Origin of the sequence: Mangrovimonas sp. DI 80 (genome assembly GCF_001975575.1) — a bacterium.
GTDB lineage: Bacteria > Bacteroidota > Bacteroidia > Flavobacteriales > Flavobacteriaceae > Mangrovimonas_A > Mangrovimonas_A xylaniphaga.
The window spans coordinates 1,237,201-1,253,920 of the sequence record NZ_MSDT01000002.1; the positions used below are offsets into that span (position 1 = coordinate 1,237,201).

General features: G+C 38.9%; 16 protein-coding genes. 8 read left to right on the forward strand and 8 right to left on the reverse strand.

Features of this window, described 5'->3' with window-relative positions:
* Positions 1–13 precede the first annotated feature (13 nt).
* Positions 14–484 carry an Lrp/AsnC ligand binding domain-containing protein gene (locus tag BKM32_RS06035; RefSeq protein WP_076662958.1) on the reverse strand — a complete coding sequence of 157 codons (471 nt, stop codon included), beginning with the start codon at positions 482–484 and terminating at the stop codon, positions 14–16.
* A 94-nt stretch (positions 485–578) separates the two neighbouring features.
* Positions 579–1,943 carry a saccharopine dehydrogenase family protein gene (locus tag BKM32_RS06040; protein WP_076662959.1) on the reverse strand — a complete coding sequence of 455 codons (1,365 nt, stop codon included), beginning with the start codon at positions 1,941–1,943 and terminating at the stop codon, positions 579–581.
* Positions 1,944–2,018: 75 nt separating this feature from the next.
* On the opposite strand from BKM32_RS06040, the gene BKM32_RS06045 reads away from it, so the two are divergent.
* Entirely contained in the window at positions 2,019–2,411 is a 393-nt protein-coding gene (locus tag BKM32_RS06045; RefSeq protein WP_076662960.1) for a DUF423 domain-containing protein, read from the forward strand.
* A gap of 64 nt (positions 2,412–2,475) precedes the next feature.
* The gene (pckA, locus tag BKM32_RS06050; RefSeq protein WP_076662961.1) at positions 2,476–4,092 is read left to right on the forward strand and encodes a phosphoenolpyruvate carboxykinase (ATP); all 1,617 of its coding nucleotides are present in this window, start codon (positions 2,476–2,478) and stop codon (positions 4,090–4,092) included.
* Between the two features lie 77 nt (positions 4,093–4,169).
* Here the strand turns inward: pckA and BKM32_RS06055 are convergent, their stop codons facing one another.
* Positions 4,170–4,919 (reverse strand): uroporphyrinogen-III synthase, encoded by a 750-nt coding sequence (locus BKM32_RS06055; protein ID WP_053976935.1) that lies wholly within the window; start codon positions 4,917–4,919, stop codon positions 4,170–4,172.
* A 22-nt stretch (positions 4,920–4,941) separates the two neighbouring features.
* On the reverse strand, positions 4,942–5,589 hold the full coding sequence (locus BKM32_RS06060) for a DUF4271 domain-containing protein (RefSeq protein WP_076662962.1): 648 nt from the start codon (positions 5,587–5,589) through the stop codon (positions 4,942–4,944).
* A gap of 103 nt (positions 5,590–5,692) precedes the next feature.
* Between BKM32_RS06060 and BKM32_RS06065 the strand changes: the two genes are divergently transcribed.
* From BKM32_RS06065 to BKM32_RS06075, 3 genes are read left to right on the forward strand one after another with little or no spacing between them, the layout of a single operon-like run.
* Positions 5,693–6,415, forward strand: coding sequence for a polyprenol monophosphomannose synthase (locus tag BKM32_RS06065; protein ID WP_076662963.1), 723 nt, complete (start codon positions 5,693–5,695; stop codon positions 6,413–6,415).
* Between the two features lies 1 nt (position 6,416).
* Complete coding sequence (locus BKM32_RS06070) at positions 6,417–7,763, forward strand: dihydroorotase (RefSeq protein WP_076663070.1); 1,347 nt, start codon at positions 6,417–6,419, stop codon at positions 7,761–7,763.
* Positions 7,760–8,251, forward strand: a complete 492-nt coding sequence (locus BKM32_RS06075; protein ID WP_076662964.1) for a DUF4296 domain-containing protein — start codon at positions 7,760–7,762, stop codon at positions 8,249–8,251. The genes BKM32_RS06070 and BKM32_RS06075 overlap by 4 nt, the downstream gene beginning before the upstream one ends.
* 9 nt (positions 8,252–8,260) lie before the next feature.
* On the opposite strand, the gene BKM32_RS06080 is transcribed toward BKM32_RS06075, so the two are convergent.
* Entirely contained in the window at positions 8,261–9,274 is a 1,014-nt protein-coding gene (locus BKM32_RS06080) for an NAD-dependent epimerase/dehydratase family protein (protein ID WP_076662965.1), read from the reverse strand.
* 90 nt (positions 9,275–9,364) lie between these two features.
* Between BKM32_RS06080 and tyrS the strand changes: the two genes are divergently transcribed.
* On the forward strand, positions 9,365–10,678 hold the full coding sequence (tyrS, locus tag BKM32_RS06085; protein WP_076662966.1) for a tyrosine--tRNA ligase: 1,314 nt from the start codon (positions 9,365–9,367) through the stop codon (positions 10,676–10,678).
* 104 nt (positions 10,679–10,782) lie between these two features.
* Here the strand turns inward: tyrS and BKM32_RS06090 are convergent, their stop codons facing one another.
* Together BKM32_RS06090 and BKM32_RS06095 are read right to left on the reverse strand one after the other, a co-directional pair.
* Complete coding sequence (locus BKM32_RS06090) at positions 10,783–11,763, reverse strand: acyl transferase (RefSeq protein WP_076662967.1); 981 nt, start codon at positions 11,761–11,763, stop codon at positions 10,783–10,785.
* A gap of 71 nt (positions 11,764–11,834) precedes the next feature.
* The gene (locus BKM32_RS06095; protein ID WP_076662968.1) at positions 11,835–13,562 is read right to left on the reverse strand and encodes a T9SS type A sorting domain-containing protein; all 1,728 of its coding nucleotides are present in this window, start codon (positions 13,560–13,562) and stop codon (positions 11,835–11,837) included.
* Positions 13,563–13,848: 286 nt separating this feature from the next.
* Between BKM32_RS06095 and BKM32_RS06100 the strand changes: the two genes are divergently transcribed.
* Together BKM32_RS06100 and BKM32_RS06105 are read left to right on the forward strand one after the other, a co-directional pair.
* Positions 13,849–14,532 (forward strand): response regulator transcription factor, encoded by a 684-nt coding sequence (locus BKM32_RS06100; RefSeq protein ID WP_053976944.1) that lies wholly within the window; start codon positions 13,849–13,851, stop codon positions 14,530–14,532.
* Positions 14,532–15,581: a cell wall metabolism sensor histidine kinase WalK gene (locus BKM32_RS06105; protein WP_053976945.1), complete on the forward strand. Its 1,050-nt coding sequence runs from the start codon at positions 14,532–14,534 to the stop codon at positions 15,579–15,581. Before BKM32_RS06100 ends, BKM32_RS06105 begins: the two co-directional genes overlap by 1 nt.
* On the opposite strand, the gene BKM32_RS06110 is transcribed toward BKM32_RS06105, so the two are convergent.
* Positions 15,555–16,610, reverse strand: a complete 1,056-nt coding sequence (locus BKM32_RS06110; protein WP_076662969.1) for a glycosyltransferase — start codon at positions 16,608–16,610, stop codon at positions 15,555–15,557. The two genes, BKM32_RS06105 and BKM32_RS06110, sit on opposite strands and share 27 nt — an antisense overlap.
* Positions 16,611–16,720 lie beyond the last annotated feature (110 nt).

The following is a 16,720-nucleotide window of genomic DNA, read 5'->3' on the forward strand; positions in this document are numbered from 1 at the left end:
GAGGACAGGCAAACTACACATTGATCTGTCTATCAATTTGCTGTGCCAAGGAAATAAAGGTTTCGGTTCTGGAAACCCCAGAAATGGATTGAATGTCTTTATTCAGAAGGTGCATAAGGTGCTCGTTGTCCTTACAAAGGACTTTAATGAAAATACTCCAGTTTCCGGTGGTGTAGTGGCATTCGATGACCTCTGGTATTTTTTTAAGTTGTTTTACGGCTTCAGGATTGCTAACGGCTTTATCCAGATAAATTCCAATAAAGGCCATGGTGGTATATCCTAAAATTTTAGGATTGATAATGAATTTGGAGCCGGCAATCAATCCAGACTTTTCCAATTTACGTAAACGCTGGTGGATGGCTGCCCCAGAAATGCCTACCTGTCTGGCAATTTCCAAAATGGGAGTTCGGGCATCTTCCATAAGTGCCCTGAGGATCTTTTTATCGATACCGTCTATTTGGATATTTTGATTGACGACTTTCATGGCAAATCATGTGTTTACAGAAAAATTGAAACCTATTTATCAGGTTGATAAGTATAAAGTTAACAAACAGCCGTCAATTTATTGCCTTTTTTCATTAAAGTATTAACGGATTATAACCTAAGTAAGGGACTTCGTATTCATTAAACACAATATCATATTGTTCCAATTCTTCAAGAATTGGTCCATACACATCTTTATGGATTGGAATTTGCACGCCAGGCCTTGTGATTTTTTCGTTTAGGACTGCCAAAGTTGTAATAGCTACAGGGAGTCCTACAGTTTTTGCCATGGCAGTGTAGGTTTTGTCTTCACCCAAACAAACCATAGTTGCATCTATTTGGTGTTTCTTTCCATGGAGTTCGTAGCCAAACTTATGGTACATCACAATCATGTCCTTGTCATCATTGCCCAAGGTCCAACTATCTTCCAAAATCTTTTGAAGAATCTCTGCTGGGGTTGCTTTTTTCAAGCCAACTTTTTTAGTGCTGCTAAAGATATCCAGTTCTACTAATTTGTCCCATACAATATCATCCTGATCTATTTTAAGGGCGTGGCGAAGTTTTAGTTCCACCGAATCTGTAGGACTATAAGGCAAAAAGGCATTTACAAAGTCGCGATAGCTCATGTGCTCACTGCCGTCCATAGTATATTCGTCATCGGTCATGCCCAGTTGCACAAAAATATTCCAGGCTCTGCTAAACCCAACTTTGCGAATGGTGCCTCTATAAAGTGTGATGGCGTCGTCAAGGCCATAGACACTTTGGTATTTTAGGGAATCGCGATTGGCATAGGCCTCAAATCGGCCATAACCCTCAATGTCCAAAAATTCTGTTCGTCTAAAAAGGCGGTTGTAAGGAATGTATTTAAAGGTGCCCTCCTGTAAAAACTTGGCAGCTCCTCCTTGACCTGCCAAAACCACATTACGTGGATTCCACGTGAACTTGTAGTTCCATAGGTTGTTGTCACTCTCAGGGGCTACCAAACCACCTGTAAAGGATTCAAATAATAACATTTTACCACCTTGTTCTCTTATGCGATCTATGACCTTCATGGCACTCATATGGTCAATTCCTGGATCTACCCCAACTTCGTTCATGAAAATGAGGTCTTTTTCTTTAGCGACTTTGTCCAAATTCTGCATTTCTTCACTAACATAGGAAGCGGTTACCATATTTTTGTTGAACGAAATACAGTCTTTGGCAATCTCTACATGCATCCTGGCCGGGAGCATGGATACGACGATATCGGCATTTTGAATGGCCGCTTGTCGTGTCTTTCTATCCTTTACATCCAAAACTATGGCCTGGGCATTATGGTGATGATTGATCAGTTTTTTTGCGTTGGTAAAGTTGACGTCACCAACGATTACAAAAAGTTGTTCTTCGTCGGATTTGTCCAATAAATATTTGATCAGGTAAGAAGCAGATTTCCCTGAACCAATCACTAAAATCTTTCGCATAATGAGAATAGTTAGTTAATTTTGTTACGAATGTAATAAAATGTTAAGGCATTAAAAACCAAATTTTTAAAATATATGAATAAAACCATTTTGATTGCAGCATCTCTTTTGGGAGGCATTAGCATCGTTTTAGGGGCCTTTGGCGCACATGGTTTAAAGGAATTAATAGCTGTAGAGGCACAGCAGACATTTGAAACTGGGGTGCGCTATCAAATGTACCATGCTTTATTGCTGTTATTTGTGGGAAGTACTCAATTTATTCAACCTAAAACCAAAAAAATAATGTTCTATTTAGTCATGGTTGGCGTCCTGTTTTTTTCTGGATCCATTTATGGCCTGGCTACCAATGACCTTACAGGGTTCAACTTCAAAACGATAGGTTTTATCACCCCAATAGGAGGGTTGCTTTTGATAGCCTCTTGGGGCTTGATGTTCTGGGACTTTTTTAAATTAAAAACCGATAAATAAGGTTTTAGGTGGTACTTTAAAATATTGTTGTTAATTTTGCGGGACAAACAACACAAACAAAATTATGGTAGAAAATACCCAAACTACGAAAACGATTTCGCTAGATAGCTACGGAATCAAGAATGCTAAGGTCAAGTATCAACTATCCCCAGAAGAATTACACAACATTACAATTGCCAAAGGACAGGGAGTGGAAGCTTCCTCTGGAGCGTTGGCAATCAATACAGGAGAGTTTACTGGAAGATCTCCAAAAGACCGTTTTATCGTAAAAGACGAGATTACCAAAGACAAAGTTTGGTGGGGGGATATCAATATTCCTTTTGAGTCTGACAAGTTTGAAAAATTATACAATAAAGTAACAGAATACCTTTCAGGAAAGGAAGTTTTTGTGCGCGACAGTTATGCTTGCGCTGATGATAACTACCGATTGAACATTCGTGTGATCAATGAATATCCTTGGAGCAACATGTTTGCCTATAATATGTTTTTACGTCCTACCGAGGAGGAATTGGAAGGTTTTGAAGCAGAATGGACCATTGTAAATGCCCCAGGTTTTATGGCTAATCCTGAAGAGGATGGAACCCGCCAACACAACTTCGCAATTTTGGATTTTACCAGGAAAGTGGCTTTAATTGGTGGTACCGGATACACCGGAGAAATCAAAAAGGGAATCTTCTCTGCGTTGAATTTTATTTTGCCAGTTTACAAGAACACTTTACCAATGCACTGTAGTGCCAATGTTGGTGAAGAAGGTGACACGGCAATTTTCTTTGGATTGTCTGGAACTGGAAAAACAACCCTTTCGGCAGATCCAAACAGAAAATTGATTGGAGATGACGAGCACGGTTGGACCAATGAAAATACGGTGTTCAACTTTGAAGGTGGATGTTATGCCAAGGTTATTAACCTATGCGAAGAAAATGAACCAGATATTTTCAAAGCCATTACAAAGGGAGCTATTCTTGAAAATGTGATTTTGGATGAGAATGGCGTGGTTGATTTTTCCAATACTTCCATTACACAAAATACACGTGTAAGTTATCCTATCCAACATATCAATAACATTCAAGAACCTTCTATAGGGAAAAATCCTAAGAACATTTTCTTCCTGACTGCCGATGCGTTTGGGGTATTGCCTCCTATTTCAAAATTGACTCCTGCTCAAGCTGCTTACCATTTTATCTCGGGTTATACAGCTAAGGTGGCAGGTACCGAAGCTGGGGTGTTGGAACCACAGCCTTCTTTCTCAGCTTGTTTTGGAGCGCCTTTTATGCCATTGCACCCAACCAAGTATGCTGAAATGTTGAGCAAAAAAATGAAAGAAACAGGTGTGAACGTTTGGTTGGTAAACACAGGTTGGACTGGAGGTCCTTACGGTGTTGGAACCAGAATGAAATTGAAATACACTAGAGCGATGATCAATGCCGTATTGAACGGTGATTTAGGATTGTATTCATATGATGATTACCACATCCACTCGGTGTTTGGGGTTGCACAACCAAGAAGCTGTCCTGGAGTGCCAACCGAAGTGTTGAGTCCAAGAACTACCTGGAACAATGACGAGGCTTACTACAAGATGGCCTTTAAGTTGACCAATGCATTCAGGGAAAACTTCAAGAAGTTTGAAAGCTACGCAAACGAGGAAATTAGAAGAGGAGGGCCGCAACGTTACGCCTTCTAGATGCTATAAATATGAAAAAGGAAAATAAAAAAGCGATTCAATTTTGAATCGCTTTTTTTATGGTTAAGAGTAAAGGTTTATTTTCCCTTATTCACTTTTTCAATATACTTTTCTAAGGCCATAGTCATGGATGGTGTTTCAGGAGTTGGTGCGGCAATGTCTACACGTAGTCCTTTTTCTTCCACGGCTTTTATGGTGGTATTTCCAAATACGGCAATGCGCGTATTGTTCTGTTTGAAATCTGGGAAGTTGTGGAATAATGATTCAATACCAGATGGACTAAAGAACACTAAAATATCATAAAACACGTCTTCAAGATCCGAAAGGTCGCTGATAACGGTTCTGTAAAAAACGGCTTCTTTCCATTTTACGTTCAGGGCATTCATGGTATCTGGCACTTCCGGCTTCAATTTGTCGGTAGTTGGCAATAGGAAACTTTCGTCCTTGTATTTTTTAATTAATGGAGAAAGTTCTGCAAAGGTGCGTTTTCCAACATAAATTTTACGCTTACGGTACACTACGTATTTTTGCAAGTAAAAAGCCACGGCTTCAGACTGGCAAAAATATTTCATGGTATCTGGCACTTTAAAGCGCATCTCATCAGCTACTCTAAAAAAGTGATCTACAGAATTTCTACTGGTAAGTATAATAGCAGTATATTGGCTCAAATCTACTTTTTGTTGTCTGATTTCCTTGGCAGGAACTCCCTCAACATGAATAAAAGGGCGGAAGTCTATTTTTACTTTTTGTTTTTCCTGAAGATCAAAATAAGGCGAATTTTCTATTTTAGGTTCTGGTTGCGACACTAAAATTGTTTTCACTTTCATAGGCTTTGGTATAGGTTTAAGCTTAGTAATTGATTAATATGTGATATAAAATTAGATAAGGACCAATTTCAAGTGCGCAAAGATACAAAATAAAATAGAATAAGTTATTCATTATCATATTTTGGTGGCTCTTGAAAGTGGTTGCAAATCCAATGATATTGATAAGTACCATCAGCCCTAAGGTGCCAAAAATAACGGCTTTTGACGGGGCAATGGTGTATATTAGTAAGATGTTGATTGGCAGTAGAAACAGACCGCTCAGGTTTTTGAAACTGGTCTTTTGGAACAGGTATTGGTCCATGACGTCATCAATTTCAAAAAGGCTGCCCAAAAGACGTTCCAATAGAATTTTTATAAGCAGCAGTGCTCCAATTCCGATAAGCAATTTTGAAAAGCCTATTAAGTTGAAATTGGCAGGATCTATCAGTGTAGAGTAGGTTATGTAGGTGAAAATGGACACCGAAATAATCAAGTTCAAAAAAAGGAGGGTGTCAAAGCCATCCACAAATTTTTGGTCTCTTCCGTAGATTTTTAAATATTTGGAATTCCCAATAAGAACTAGAAAGTCGTAAAAACGGTGCTCGAACATAAATTTGGCCATTGCTATAAAGCTTAAACTCATAACAATTAAAATAGTAAACCATTCGTTGGAAACAACCTCTCTTAACATAGCGCTAAATTACTAAGAATTTTTTAGCTGTTTAACTTTTAATTAAGGACTTTTCAATAAAAATAATACTTTAAAAAACTTACTTTTGCTAAAATTTGATTGCATGAGGGACGCCATTGTCATCATACCAACCTATAACGAAATTGAAAATATTGAGGCCATAATCAGGGCCGTATTTACCCAGGACAAGGCCTTCGATATTTTGGTGGTTGATGATAACTCCCCAGATTTAACAGGACTTAAGGTGGAGGAACTTCAAAAGGAGTTTCCAGATTCCTTATTTTTGTTAAAGCGTGAGAGCAAAACAGGGTTGGGAAGGGCCTATATAGATGGTTTCAAATGGTGTTTGGAAAAGAAGTACGAGTATATTTTTGAAATGGATGCCGACTTCTCGCACGACCCCAAGGATTTGGTAAGGCTTTATAACGCCTGTGCCATTGAAGGTGCCGATGTGTCCATTGGTTCACGTTACATTAAAGGCGTGAATGTGGTTAATTGGCCTATGAGCAGGGTGTTGATGTCCTATTTTGCCTCGAAATATGTAAGGTTGATCACCCGGATGAAACTGCAGGATACCACAGCAGGTTTTGTATGCTACAAGCGGCAAGTCCTGGAAGTTATCAATCTGGATGGCATCAAATTTGTGGGCTACGCTTTTCAAATTGAAATGAAATTTAAAGCGTATCTTAAAAAATTTAAAATAATAGAAGTGCCCGTGATCTTCACGGACCGCTCCAAAGGAAAATCGAAAATGAGCAGTGGTATCATTTCCGAAGCCATTTTTGGGGTGTTGAATATGAAATTAAAAAGCTTAGTTGGGAAATAGTATGAAAGCAAGTACGGTACTTATTAAAAATGCCAAGATTGTTAATGAGGGCAAAATTTTTGAAGGAGACATATTAATTGAAGGAGAGTATATCAAGGAGATTGCAGATTCCATTAGTGCAAAATCATCTACGGTAAAGGTGATTGATGCCGAAGGGAATTATGTCTTCCCTGGCGCTATCGATGATCAAGTGCATTTTAGGGAGCCAGGATTGACCCATAAAGCAGATATTGAGTCGGAATCTAAAGCGGCTATTGCAGGAGGGATTACTTCTTTTATTGAAATGCCCAACACGGTGCCGCAAACCACTACCATTGAAAAATTGGAGGAGAAATTCGCCATCGCGGCCGAAAAATCGCATGCCAATTATTCCTTTATGTTTGGTGGTACCAATGACAATTTGGAGGAAATTTTAAAAGTAGATGAAAAGAATGTTGCTGCTTTGAAATTGTTTTTGGGATCTTCAACAGGAAACATGCTGGTAGACGATCCAAAAACCTTGGAAAAAATCTTCAGCAGTACTAATTTGTTGATTGCCGTACACTGCGAGGACGAAGAAACCATCAAGGCCAACATGGCCAAGTATACAGAAAAGTATGGTGATGATATTCCAATCAAGTTCCACCCAGCAATTAGAAGTGAAGAAGCTTGTTATTTGTCCTCTTCAAAAGCTATTGAATTAGCAAAGAAAACAGGGGCAAGATTGCATATTTTCCATTTGTCCACAGCAAAAGAAACAGAACTGTTCACTAATAAAATCCCACTTAAGGAGAAGAAAATTACCGCTGAAGTTTGTGTGCACCACTTATGGTTTAGTGATGAAGATTACGATACCAAAGGAACGTTTATTAAATGGAATCCTGCTGTAAAATCGGCCAAGGATCGGGAAGGACTTTGGAAAGCCTTATTGGATGGTCGTATTGATGTGATTGCTACAGATCACGCGCCCCATACGTTGGAAGAAAAGAAAAATGTGTATACCAAAGCCCCTTCGGGAGGTCCATTGGTACAACATGCTTTGGTAGCCATGATTGAGGCTTATCACAGAGAAAAAATTTCATTGGAGAAAATTGCAGAAAAGATGTGCCATAATCCGGCCATTTTGTTCCAAATTGAAAAACGAGGATATATCCGTGAAGGCTATTTTGCCGATTTGGTGATTGTAGATATCAACAGCCCATGGTCCGTGAAAAAAGAGAATATTCTTTATAAATGTGGTTGGTCGCCGTTTGAGGGGACTACGTTTAAATCCCGAATTACCCACACCTTTGTAAACGGTAGTTTAGTTTATAATAACTTTAAGTTCACCAACGGGAAAGCTGCCAAGCGATTAACTTTTGATAGATGAAGCAACTACTGATTTTTTCTCTGTTACTTGCTTGCTGTTGGGGCTGTAAGGATGAGCAAAGGCCTAAAAAGCCAGACAACCTGATTGCTAAAGAAAAGATGTCGGATATTTTATATGACGTTTTTTTGATGAATGCAGCCAAGTCCATGAAAAAACAAACTTTAGAGGATAAAGGAATCCATCCAGAGGATTATGTATTCAAAAAGCATGGTATTGATAGTTTGCAGTTTGCCCAAAGTAACGACTATTATGCGTATGATACCGAAACCTATGATGCCATTATTAAAAGAGTTGAGGAACGCATCGATGTTCAAAAGAACCATTTTGATTCCATAAGAGAGGCGGAGGAAAATGAAAAAACACGTCAACAAGATTCGGTTAAAAAGGTAAGGGATTCTGTAAGGGCAACCAAAACCGATAAAAAGATTGATGTAGATTCAATAAAAAAGGCCACTTTAAGAAAGCCCGGATTACCACAAATAGATTGACGTCTCTTATTAAAGGTCTTCTAAAAAATATTGACAAACACCCTCTATACTTGTATCAATATCCTTGAAGGTGTAGTTCAAGGTGTTTTTTACTTTTGAGCTATCGTAAAAAGAAGTGTTTCTAACGGTCTTGGCCATTTGCTTTGAAAGTTGCCTGTTGGCACCAGTGAGTTTATGTCTAAACCAGTCCAATCGCCAACCCATTTCCAAAAACAATTGAGGAAGTTCCTTTTTTGCAGGGCTTACATCTAAGGCCGTTGCTATTTTATACTGAAAATCCTTAAAAGGAAGATTGGCCGAAACCAAAATGAAATTTTCGTTGGTAATTTCACTGTGCATCAATTGGTGCATAATGTTTACAACATCATCCACATCTACATAGCCACCTGTACCAGTAGTATAGTAAGGGATGCCTTTATGAATCCTTCTAATAAGTCCACTGCTACCATTTCCATTCCAAAATCCGGGGCCTATAATTACGCCTGGATTTACCATTACAATATTTAACCCTTCTTGAGATCCCCGCCAAACTTCCATCTCAGCGCCGTATTTGGTAATACTATACACACTGTTATCATCTTCTGGGTTCCAAGGCGTAGTTTCGTCTATAAGCATCTCTGGTTTTGGAGGTTTGCCAACCGTAGCAATAGAACTAACATAGCATAGTTTCGCTATGCCGTTGGCCAAACATAAATTGACCACATTCGCAGTGCCTTCAATATTTATTTTTCGAAGTTTGTAATAGTCGTTGGGAGCAAAGGACACTAAGGCAGCACAATGGTAGACCTGTGTGATTCCTTGAAAAACGATTTCTAACGATGGAATGTCAGTAATGTCGGCTTTAACCCATTTGATGGTGCCAAACAGTTTTTCTGAATCCTGCGAGTAATATGAAAAAACCTTTTTAACGGAAGAAAGACTTTCGGGATTCCTGTAAATAGCCCTAACTTTTTCATTGTTACTGATGAGTTTGTAGAGCAAATGCGACCCTACCAAACCTGTGCCTCCTGTGACTAAAACCATGGAACTAAAGTAAAGAATTATTCATAAAGCATGAGGATTTCTACATTGATTTTTATCTTTGCGAAAAATAAGTGATCAATAGAAAATATTATGGCAAACAAGCTTGTTGAAGAATTGAGATGGAGAGGAATGGTGCACGATATGATGCCCGGGACCGAAGAACAGTTGAATAAGGAAATGACTACTGCATATATTGGGTTTGATCCTACATCAGATTCTTTGCATATAGGAAGTTTGGTGCCGATTATTTTATTGGTGCATTTGGAAAAAGCTGGCCACAAACCAATTGCTTTGGTGGGGGGAGCTACAGGAATGATTGGGGATCCTTCAGGGAAAAGCGATGAGAGAAACCTTTTGGATGAAGCAACCTTGAACCACAACGTTGAAGGTATAAAAGATGTGCTGTCTAGATTTTTGGACTTCAATTCTACAGAAGCCAATGCGCCTGTATTGGTTAACAACTACGATTGGATGAAGACGTTTTCATTCATCGACTTTGCTCGTGAGGTAGGAAAGCGTATTACGGTTAACTATATGATGGCCAAAGATTCTGTTAAAAAACGTTTGTCCGGTGATGAGGGAAGTGTTGGGATGTCTTTTACTGAGTTTACTTACCAATTGATTCAAGGATACGATTTTTACCATTTGTATAAAAACTACAATTGTTTGTTGCAGATGGGAGGAAGTGACCAATGGGGAAATATTACTACAGGAACGGAGTTGGTGCGTCGTATGAATGTTGGGGAAGAGGCCAAGGCCTACGCTATGACCTGTCCATTGATTACAAAGGCAGACGGTTCTAAATTCGGGAAGTCTGAAGGCGGAAATGTATGGTTGGATGCCGATAAAACTTCGGTGTATAAATTCTACCAATTCTGGTTAAACACCACCGATGAGGATGCTGAAAAGTATATTAAAATCTTCACCTTTTTAGATAAGGAAACTATTGAAGCGCTAATTGCAGATCACAAGGAAATGCCACATGCAAGAATCCTTCAAAAACGATTGGCGGAAGAAGTGACCACATTTGTACACTCTAAAGAAGAATTGGAAAACGCGATAAAGGCTTCCAATATCTTGTTCAGCAAAACCTTTAAGGCAGACATTCAAACTTTAAATGAAAGTACCTTTTTGGATGTATTTGAAGGGGTTCCTCAAGCGGAGATTTCTAAAGCAGAATTTGCGGAAGGAGGCCTGGATATGATTGCAGCGCTTTCAGCCAAAACAGGATTCTTAGGGTCTAACAGCGAAGCTAGAAGAGCACTTAAGGAAAATGCGGTGGCGGTGAACAAAGAAAAAGTGAAGGAAGATTACATCTTGAGTGAAGAAGATTTGATCCACGGACAGTATATCATCATCAACAAAGGAAAGAAAAACACTTACATCATTAAGTTAGTAGCATAAAAAAACGCCCGGAAGCAAAGCCGGGCGTTCAATTAACCAACCAACTAAAAAAATAAATTTGCTTTTTTCTTAGCAAACCCTTGGTCGGTAAAAATTTATGAACCTTACAAGACCATTAAATTACAGCCTCTAATATCTGAATGATCGAAACGACCAATAACTTCAAAAGTGTTGTTTGGATAGGCACGGCCAAGATCTTGTGTGGCAATAAACGCACAGGAATTTAGGTTGGCAAGATCAATCACATTGATACCTCCGGTTTTATGATTGTCTGCTAAAGTAAGCGCATCTTCAGGATCGCGAGTAAGGATTTGCATCCAAGGAGGGCATTCAAAAATACCTTGCCCTTTGGAATAACCTTGACTTAATAATTCCGTCATACCATATTCACTGTGGATGTGTTCAACCCCAAACCCTTTTTTCAAAATTTGATGGAGTTCTTCTCTAATCAATTCTTTTCTTCGGCCTTTCATGCCGCCAGTTTCCATAACAATGGTATGTTTTAAATCAAATTGAAACGATTCCACCAAATCCAAAAGCGCAAAGGAAACTCCTATAAGTAAAGTCTTTTTTTGTTGAGCTTCCAACTCTAAAAGTTTCTCTTTTAAATCGCTCAGGTTATGAAGGTAAAAGCCGCTTTCTGGGTGTTTGGATTGGTTAATCATATCGTTCACCATATAAATGAGCGATGAACCGTCGCGTTCCAAATAGGAAGGTAACAAGGCCAAAACCACATAGTCCTCAACAGGGCCGTAAAAATGTTCAAACCCCTTTCTAAAACTTTGTTCATAAATAGAAAGGTCGGTAACATAATGTTTACTGGTGATTGATCCAGTGGTGCCCGAACTGCTAAATGTTTTTTGAATGGCTTCTTTACTGCTCAATACTTCATGCGACTTGAAAAACTGGATAGGCAGAAAAGGAATGTCCCGATAGTTTGAAATATCGCTGGGATGGATGTACAGCAGATCGCAGAAGGATCGGTATACCGTATTGTGCTTGAATTGAAACTTAAAAACGTCCAGGGCTACTTTTTGAAACTCTTCCTGAGTTTGTATCCCGAAAATGTCTTGGGCTGATATCATGGTAACAAAAGTAGGTAAAAATAAAAAGCGCTGCCATGGCAACGCTTTTTTAAGATTCAGAAGAAATGTTCTTATTTGATGATCAGTTTTTTGGTAACTGAAGCATGGTTTTGTTCCAATTTCAAAAGGTATAATCCAGGGGCTAGAGTGCTCACATTTAATTGTCCATTTAAAACTTCGGAGTTAAACACATTTTTACCCAACATATCAATAACTGTTACTGAAATATCACCTTGGTAAGCGGTAGAAATAGTCACAAAACCAGAGTTTGTAGGATTAGGGTAAAGGGAAAACTCAACATTTTCAAATTGATTTACTGAAAGTGTCATGTCCATCAAACTTCTGGAGGTAATTTGTGGAGAACCATTAAACTCATTTACCAACGCGACAACAGGAACAGCTCCAGAAGGAATGGTAGTGCCAATATAATCGGCTTCACTAAAATTGGTTCTGAAATTGATAGTAGAACCATCACTTAAGTCGTAGTTGCTGGCAGAAGCAAACGTTGCTCCAGCATCAGTAAATGTGGCATCAGCTATCTCCACCAACTCCGATTCGTAATCTTCCCAATCCGTTAAAAGGGTAGCAATGGTAACAACTTCTGGAGTTACCGCACTTCCTGTTGCTACAGAAGCGTCTTGCATTGGCACAAGTTCCAATACACCGTTATATTCAATCGCTTGGCCAACAAGTCCGCTAATGCCATTTCCTTCTGTAAAACTTGTTGTGATGATACCTGCATTATCGTCAATTAAAATACCGGCGCTGGCATCTTGAATGTATTTTTGATTTCTGAATGTTCTGGTGTAAGTAATGGTGGGAGTACTCAATAATTCGTAATAATGCTCATCTCCATTAGCCAGAACATCAGCTCTCAAAGCGGCTAGATTTTCTACTTGCATTATTTCTTCAACATCAAATTCAACCATGGCACTTACTGCAGGACTAATAGGAGCGTGGTTGTTGTCAACCAAAATCATTTCAACAACATATTCGCCTCCGTTAGTTACAGTAATGCTAACATCGTCTGTATCGTATTTCATAGGTTGGGAAACAGCGCCTTCACCACTATCAATAATCCAGTGAATATGACCATCAATGCCTTCCCCTGGATTGCCAACTACAAAATTTTGAACACTTATGGAAAGGGTTACGGAGGTCGTTCCTGGGATAAATTCTTCTCCATTACTAGGGGATAGAATGGTTAAACTTGGAGCAGTGGAACCTTCGGTGCTATAAGTGCCAATTGGAAACACAGAAGCGCAGGTGCCATTGCTGGTACAGCCATCTGTGGCATCGGGACCGCTATAGGTCCAATTGCCCAACACAAAAGTGCTACCGTCAGGTCCAGTTCCGTCAACACGGTAAGCCCATCCGTCTAAATATTCCCAAGCCTCTCCAGTTCCATCTGCATTGATGTCTCCAAAAGTGTCAATAACAGAGCTGTTGAAGAATAATTCCAAAGCATCGTCGCCATTTACATTGGCAGCATCTGAAATGAAATCTGGGGTAATTCCAAAGTATTCTACAATAGAAGTTTCATCTGAAGCAATATAAAGATATTCTCCAGCTGTGGCAGATCCAGAAAAAGTGACTTCTTCGTCATCGGTACCTCCTCCATTGTTGGCAGAACCAAAACCGTAAAGCGATAAATCGGCAATGTCATTGATAACATAAAGCTCGACAACCTTAGGTAGACCTCCCGATAATGGACCATCAAAAACGCCGGATATTACCATATCCTGGGCAAAAGATAACATTGTAGTAAGCGTAAATACCAAAAAGTAAATTTTTTTCATAAATTTCAGTGTTTAAATTAGTAATGCTGTTCCTACAAACATAAACAGAAAACAGAGTGATTTTTATTAAATGAAAATATAAATGCTTATTTTACAATAAATTAACGTTGATTTTAAATTGAGGGTTAAAAATTGTAGTTTGAAATTATTCGAAAAAAAATGGGAACTTTGTAGGAGATTATTTAAGGGTAAGTGAAAAGTTATCTTAATGTTATCATTGTGTAACGAAGTATAAATTTTTGTTATTAGTTTTATCTTTGACGCTGAAAAGATTACAACAAAACCGATGAAAAAAAAGGACATAAAAATTCTTCTGGTTGACGATGAACCGGACATTTTGGAAATTGTAGGGTACAACCTTAGTTCTGAAGGCTATCAGGTGATTACGGCAGAAAACGGTCTTGAGGCTGTTAAAAAGGCCAAGGCTGAAAAGCCTCAGTTGATCATTTTGGATGTAATGATGCCTGAAATGGACGGAATTGAGGCCTGTGAACAAATCAGAAAGGTTCCAGAATTAAGCGAAACCATCATTACGTTTTTTACGGCCAGAGGAGAAGATTATTCCCAAGTGGCAGGCTTTGAAGCTGGAGCCGATGACTATATCACCAAGCCTATCAAGCCAAAAGTATTGATTAGTAAAGTAAAGGCTTTATTGAGACGTTTGAAGGAGGAGGATTCCGCAGAAAACGTGATGAAAGTTGGTAACTTGACCATCAATAGAGAAGAGTACAAAATTTCGGTTAAGGGAGAAGAAATCGTTTTGCCTAGAAAAGAGTTTGAACTATTATCTTTGTTGGCAACTAAACCTGGGAAAGTATTTAAAAGAGAGGAAATACTGGATAAGGTTTGGGGTAATGAAGTAGTGGTAGGTGGACGTACGATTGATGTTCATATTAGAAAACTGAGAGAAAAAATAGGAGATGATAGCTTTAAAACCGTTAAAGGAGTAGGCTATAAGTTTGTAGATTAATGCAGAAGAAAAAAATAAAGAAATCGTATAAGTTCGCTATTAGAACTTCTACATACATTACACTTTTTTTAACGCTCTTTATGAGTGTTTTTTTATATACCTCCAATCTAGAATATTGGTGGGTGTTAATTTTGGGGTTTGCAGTGGTTTCCTATCTGTTTTCCTTTGCTGTGATCCAATACCGTGTGGAGCGTTTTATATACCGTAGGGTTAAAAAGATTTATGACGATTTAACTTTATTGGAATCTGCCTCCTTAAGAAAACAGCCCATTACTACCGATATGGCTACGCTTACCCATGAAATAGACAAGTATGCCAAGGATAAGAAGCTGGAGATTGAAACCTTGAAGGTGCGAGAAGAATACCGAAAGGAGTTTTTGGGGAATGTAGCCCATGAGCTTAAAACCCCTTTGTTTACGGTGCAAGGGTATTTGGAAACCTTGATTGATGGCGCTCAAAACGATAAGAAAATTCGCGAAAAGTACTTGGAAAGAGCCAATAAAGGTGTGGAGCGTCTTATTTATATTGTGAGCGATTTGGATATGATTACCAAATTGGAAGCTGGTGATCTAAGTTTGAATGTTGAAGTTTTTGATATTGTGGAGTTGGTAGAGAATGTATTTGACATGTTGGAAATGAAGGCGGCCAAAAAGAAAATATCTTTGGTTTTTGATATGGATTATACTTCACCGGTTATGGTAAGGGCTGATAAGGAACGTATTCAACAAGTACTTACAAACCTTATTGTAAATTCTATAAAATATGGACGCGATAAGGGAACTACGGAAGTGAGTATCGAAAACCTAATCAAGAACAAAGTAATCGTTAGGGTTACAGATAACGGAGAAGGCATTGGAAAAGAAAATATCCCGAGACTGTTTGAACGTTTCTTCCGTGTAGACAAGAGTGGCTCTCGCAAAGAAGGAGGTTCTGGGTTGGGTCTTGCCATCGTAAAGCACATCATAGAGGCTCATGACGAAAAGATTTATGTAGAAAGTGAAATTGGTGTAGGAAGTGAATTTTCATTCACCCTTGAAAAGGCTGAATAGCTTTTTGTAATTCACATCGTATTCCAGTTCTGAAAGTCCTTGATAGGCATTCACCCGCTGCAACTGCTCTAGGTTAAAATCATCTTGTTTACAGTATGGCACCAATTTTTGGCTGTCCAATCTTTTGGCAAGGTATTCCTGTTCAAATTGGCCAGGAGTTGGAATAAAGAAGGCTTTTTTGCCAAGTTTGGCCAAATCCATAACTGTAGTGTATCCAGATCTGGATACAATAAGTGAGCTTTGGTGGATGGTGGCTTCCAATTGGTCACTGCTCATATAATTGTAAATGGTCATATTGCCCATTTGTTCACAGGTTTGCTGTTCATCCATCACCCCTTTTATAAAAACAGTTTTGATAGACTGGTCTTTAAAAAGCGCCAAAACTTTTTCTTCCAAAAGGGTACGTTGTGGTTCTGGTCCCGACAATAATACCATGATGTCATAGACATCTTTGGAGTCCTGTTTTTCAAAACGGCTAATAGGCCCCAAATATCTTAAGGGGATTTCAAAATTATCCACATGTCCTAGTTGCCCACTAAGATTGGGTGATTTCAAACCGTCAGGTACCCAACATTCATTATACTTCTTAATGTAGGATTGATGCATGCGCGTACTGAACCAGGTGGTATTGCCACTTAAAACCCGTAATTGGTGGGAAATAATTACCGAAGGAACTTTCTTGGAGTAGGCCCCAAGTCTGTTGTCTGAAATGATACCGTCAATTTTGCGGGTTGCAATGATCTGGTCGACCATCTTGTTTTCGTTTTGTATGGCCTTTAAAATGTTTGGGGCATTGGCAATCAATTTCAGTTTGAACCACTGTCCCTTTTTTGCGTAATGAATTTTATAAGAAGGCAGTTCCAAGGATTCCAAATTGGGGAATTCTTTTCTTAAAAGAGCTAGAGCATCACCATCGGAAGCAATGATAGGTTCGAAATTATGGGCTATTAAAGCACGGATGATTGGAATGCAGCGGGTGGCGTGACCCAATCCCCAGTTAAGGGGCATTACTAAAATGCGTTTTTTCATAGTGACGCTAAAGGGCTTTCTGTTGCTTATAGGTTTCTGTGGGAAACTTGCGCTAGCCAAACCTCCCAAGATGCACTAATAATCAAAGATAAGTATAATACTGCTTCCAT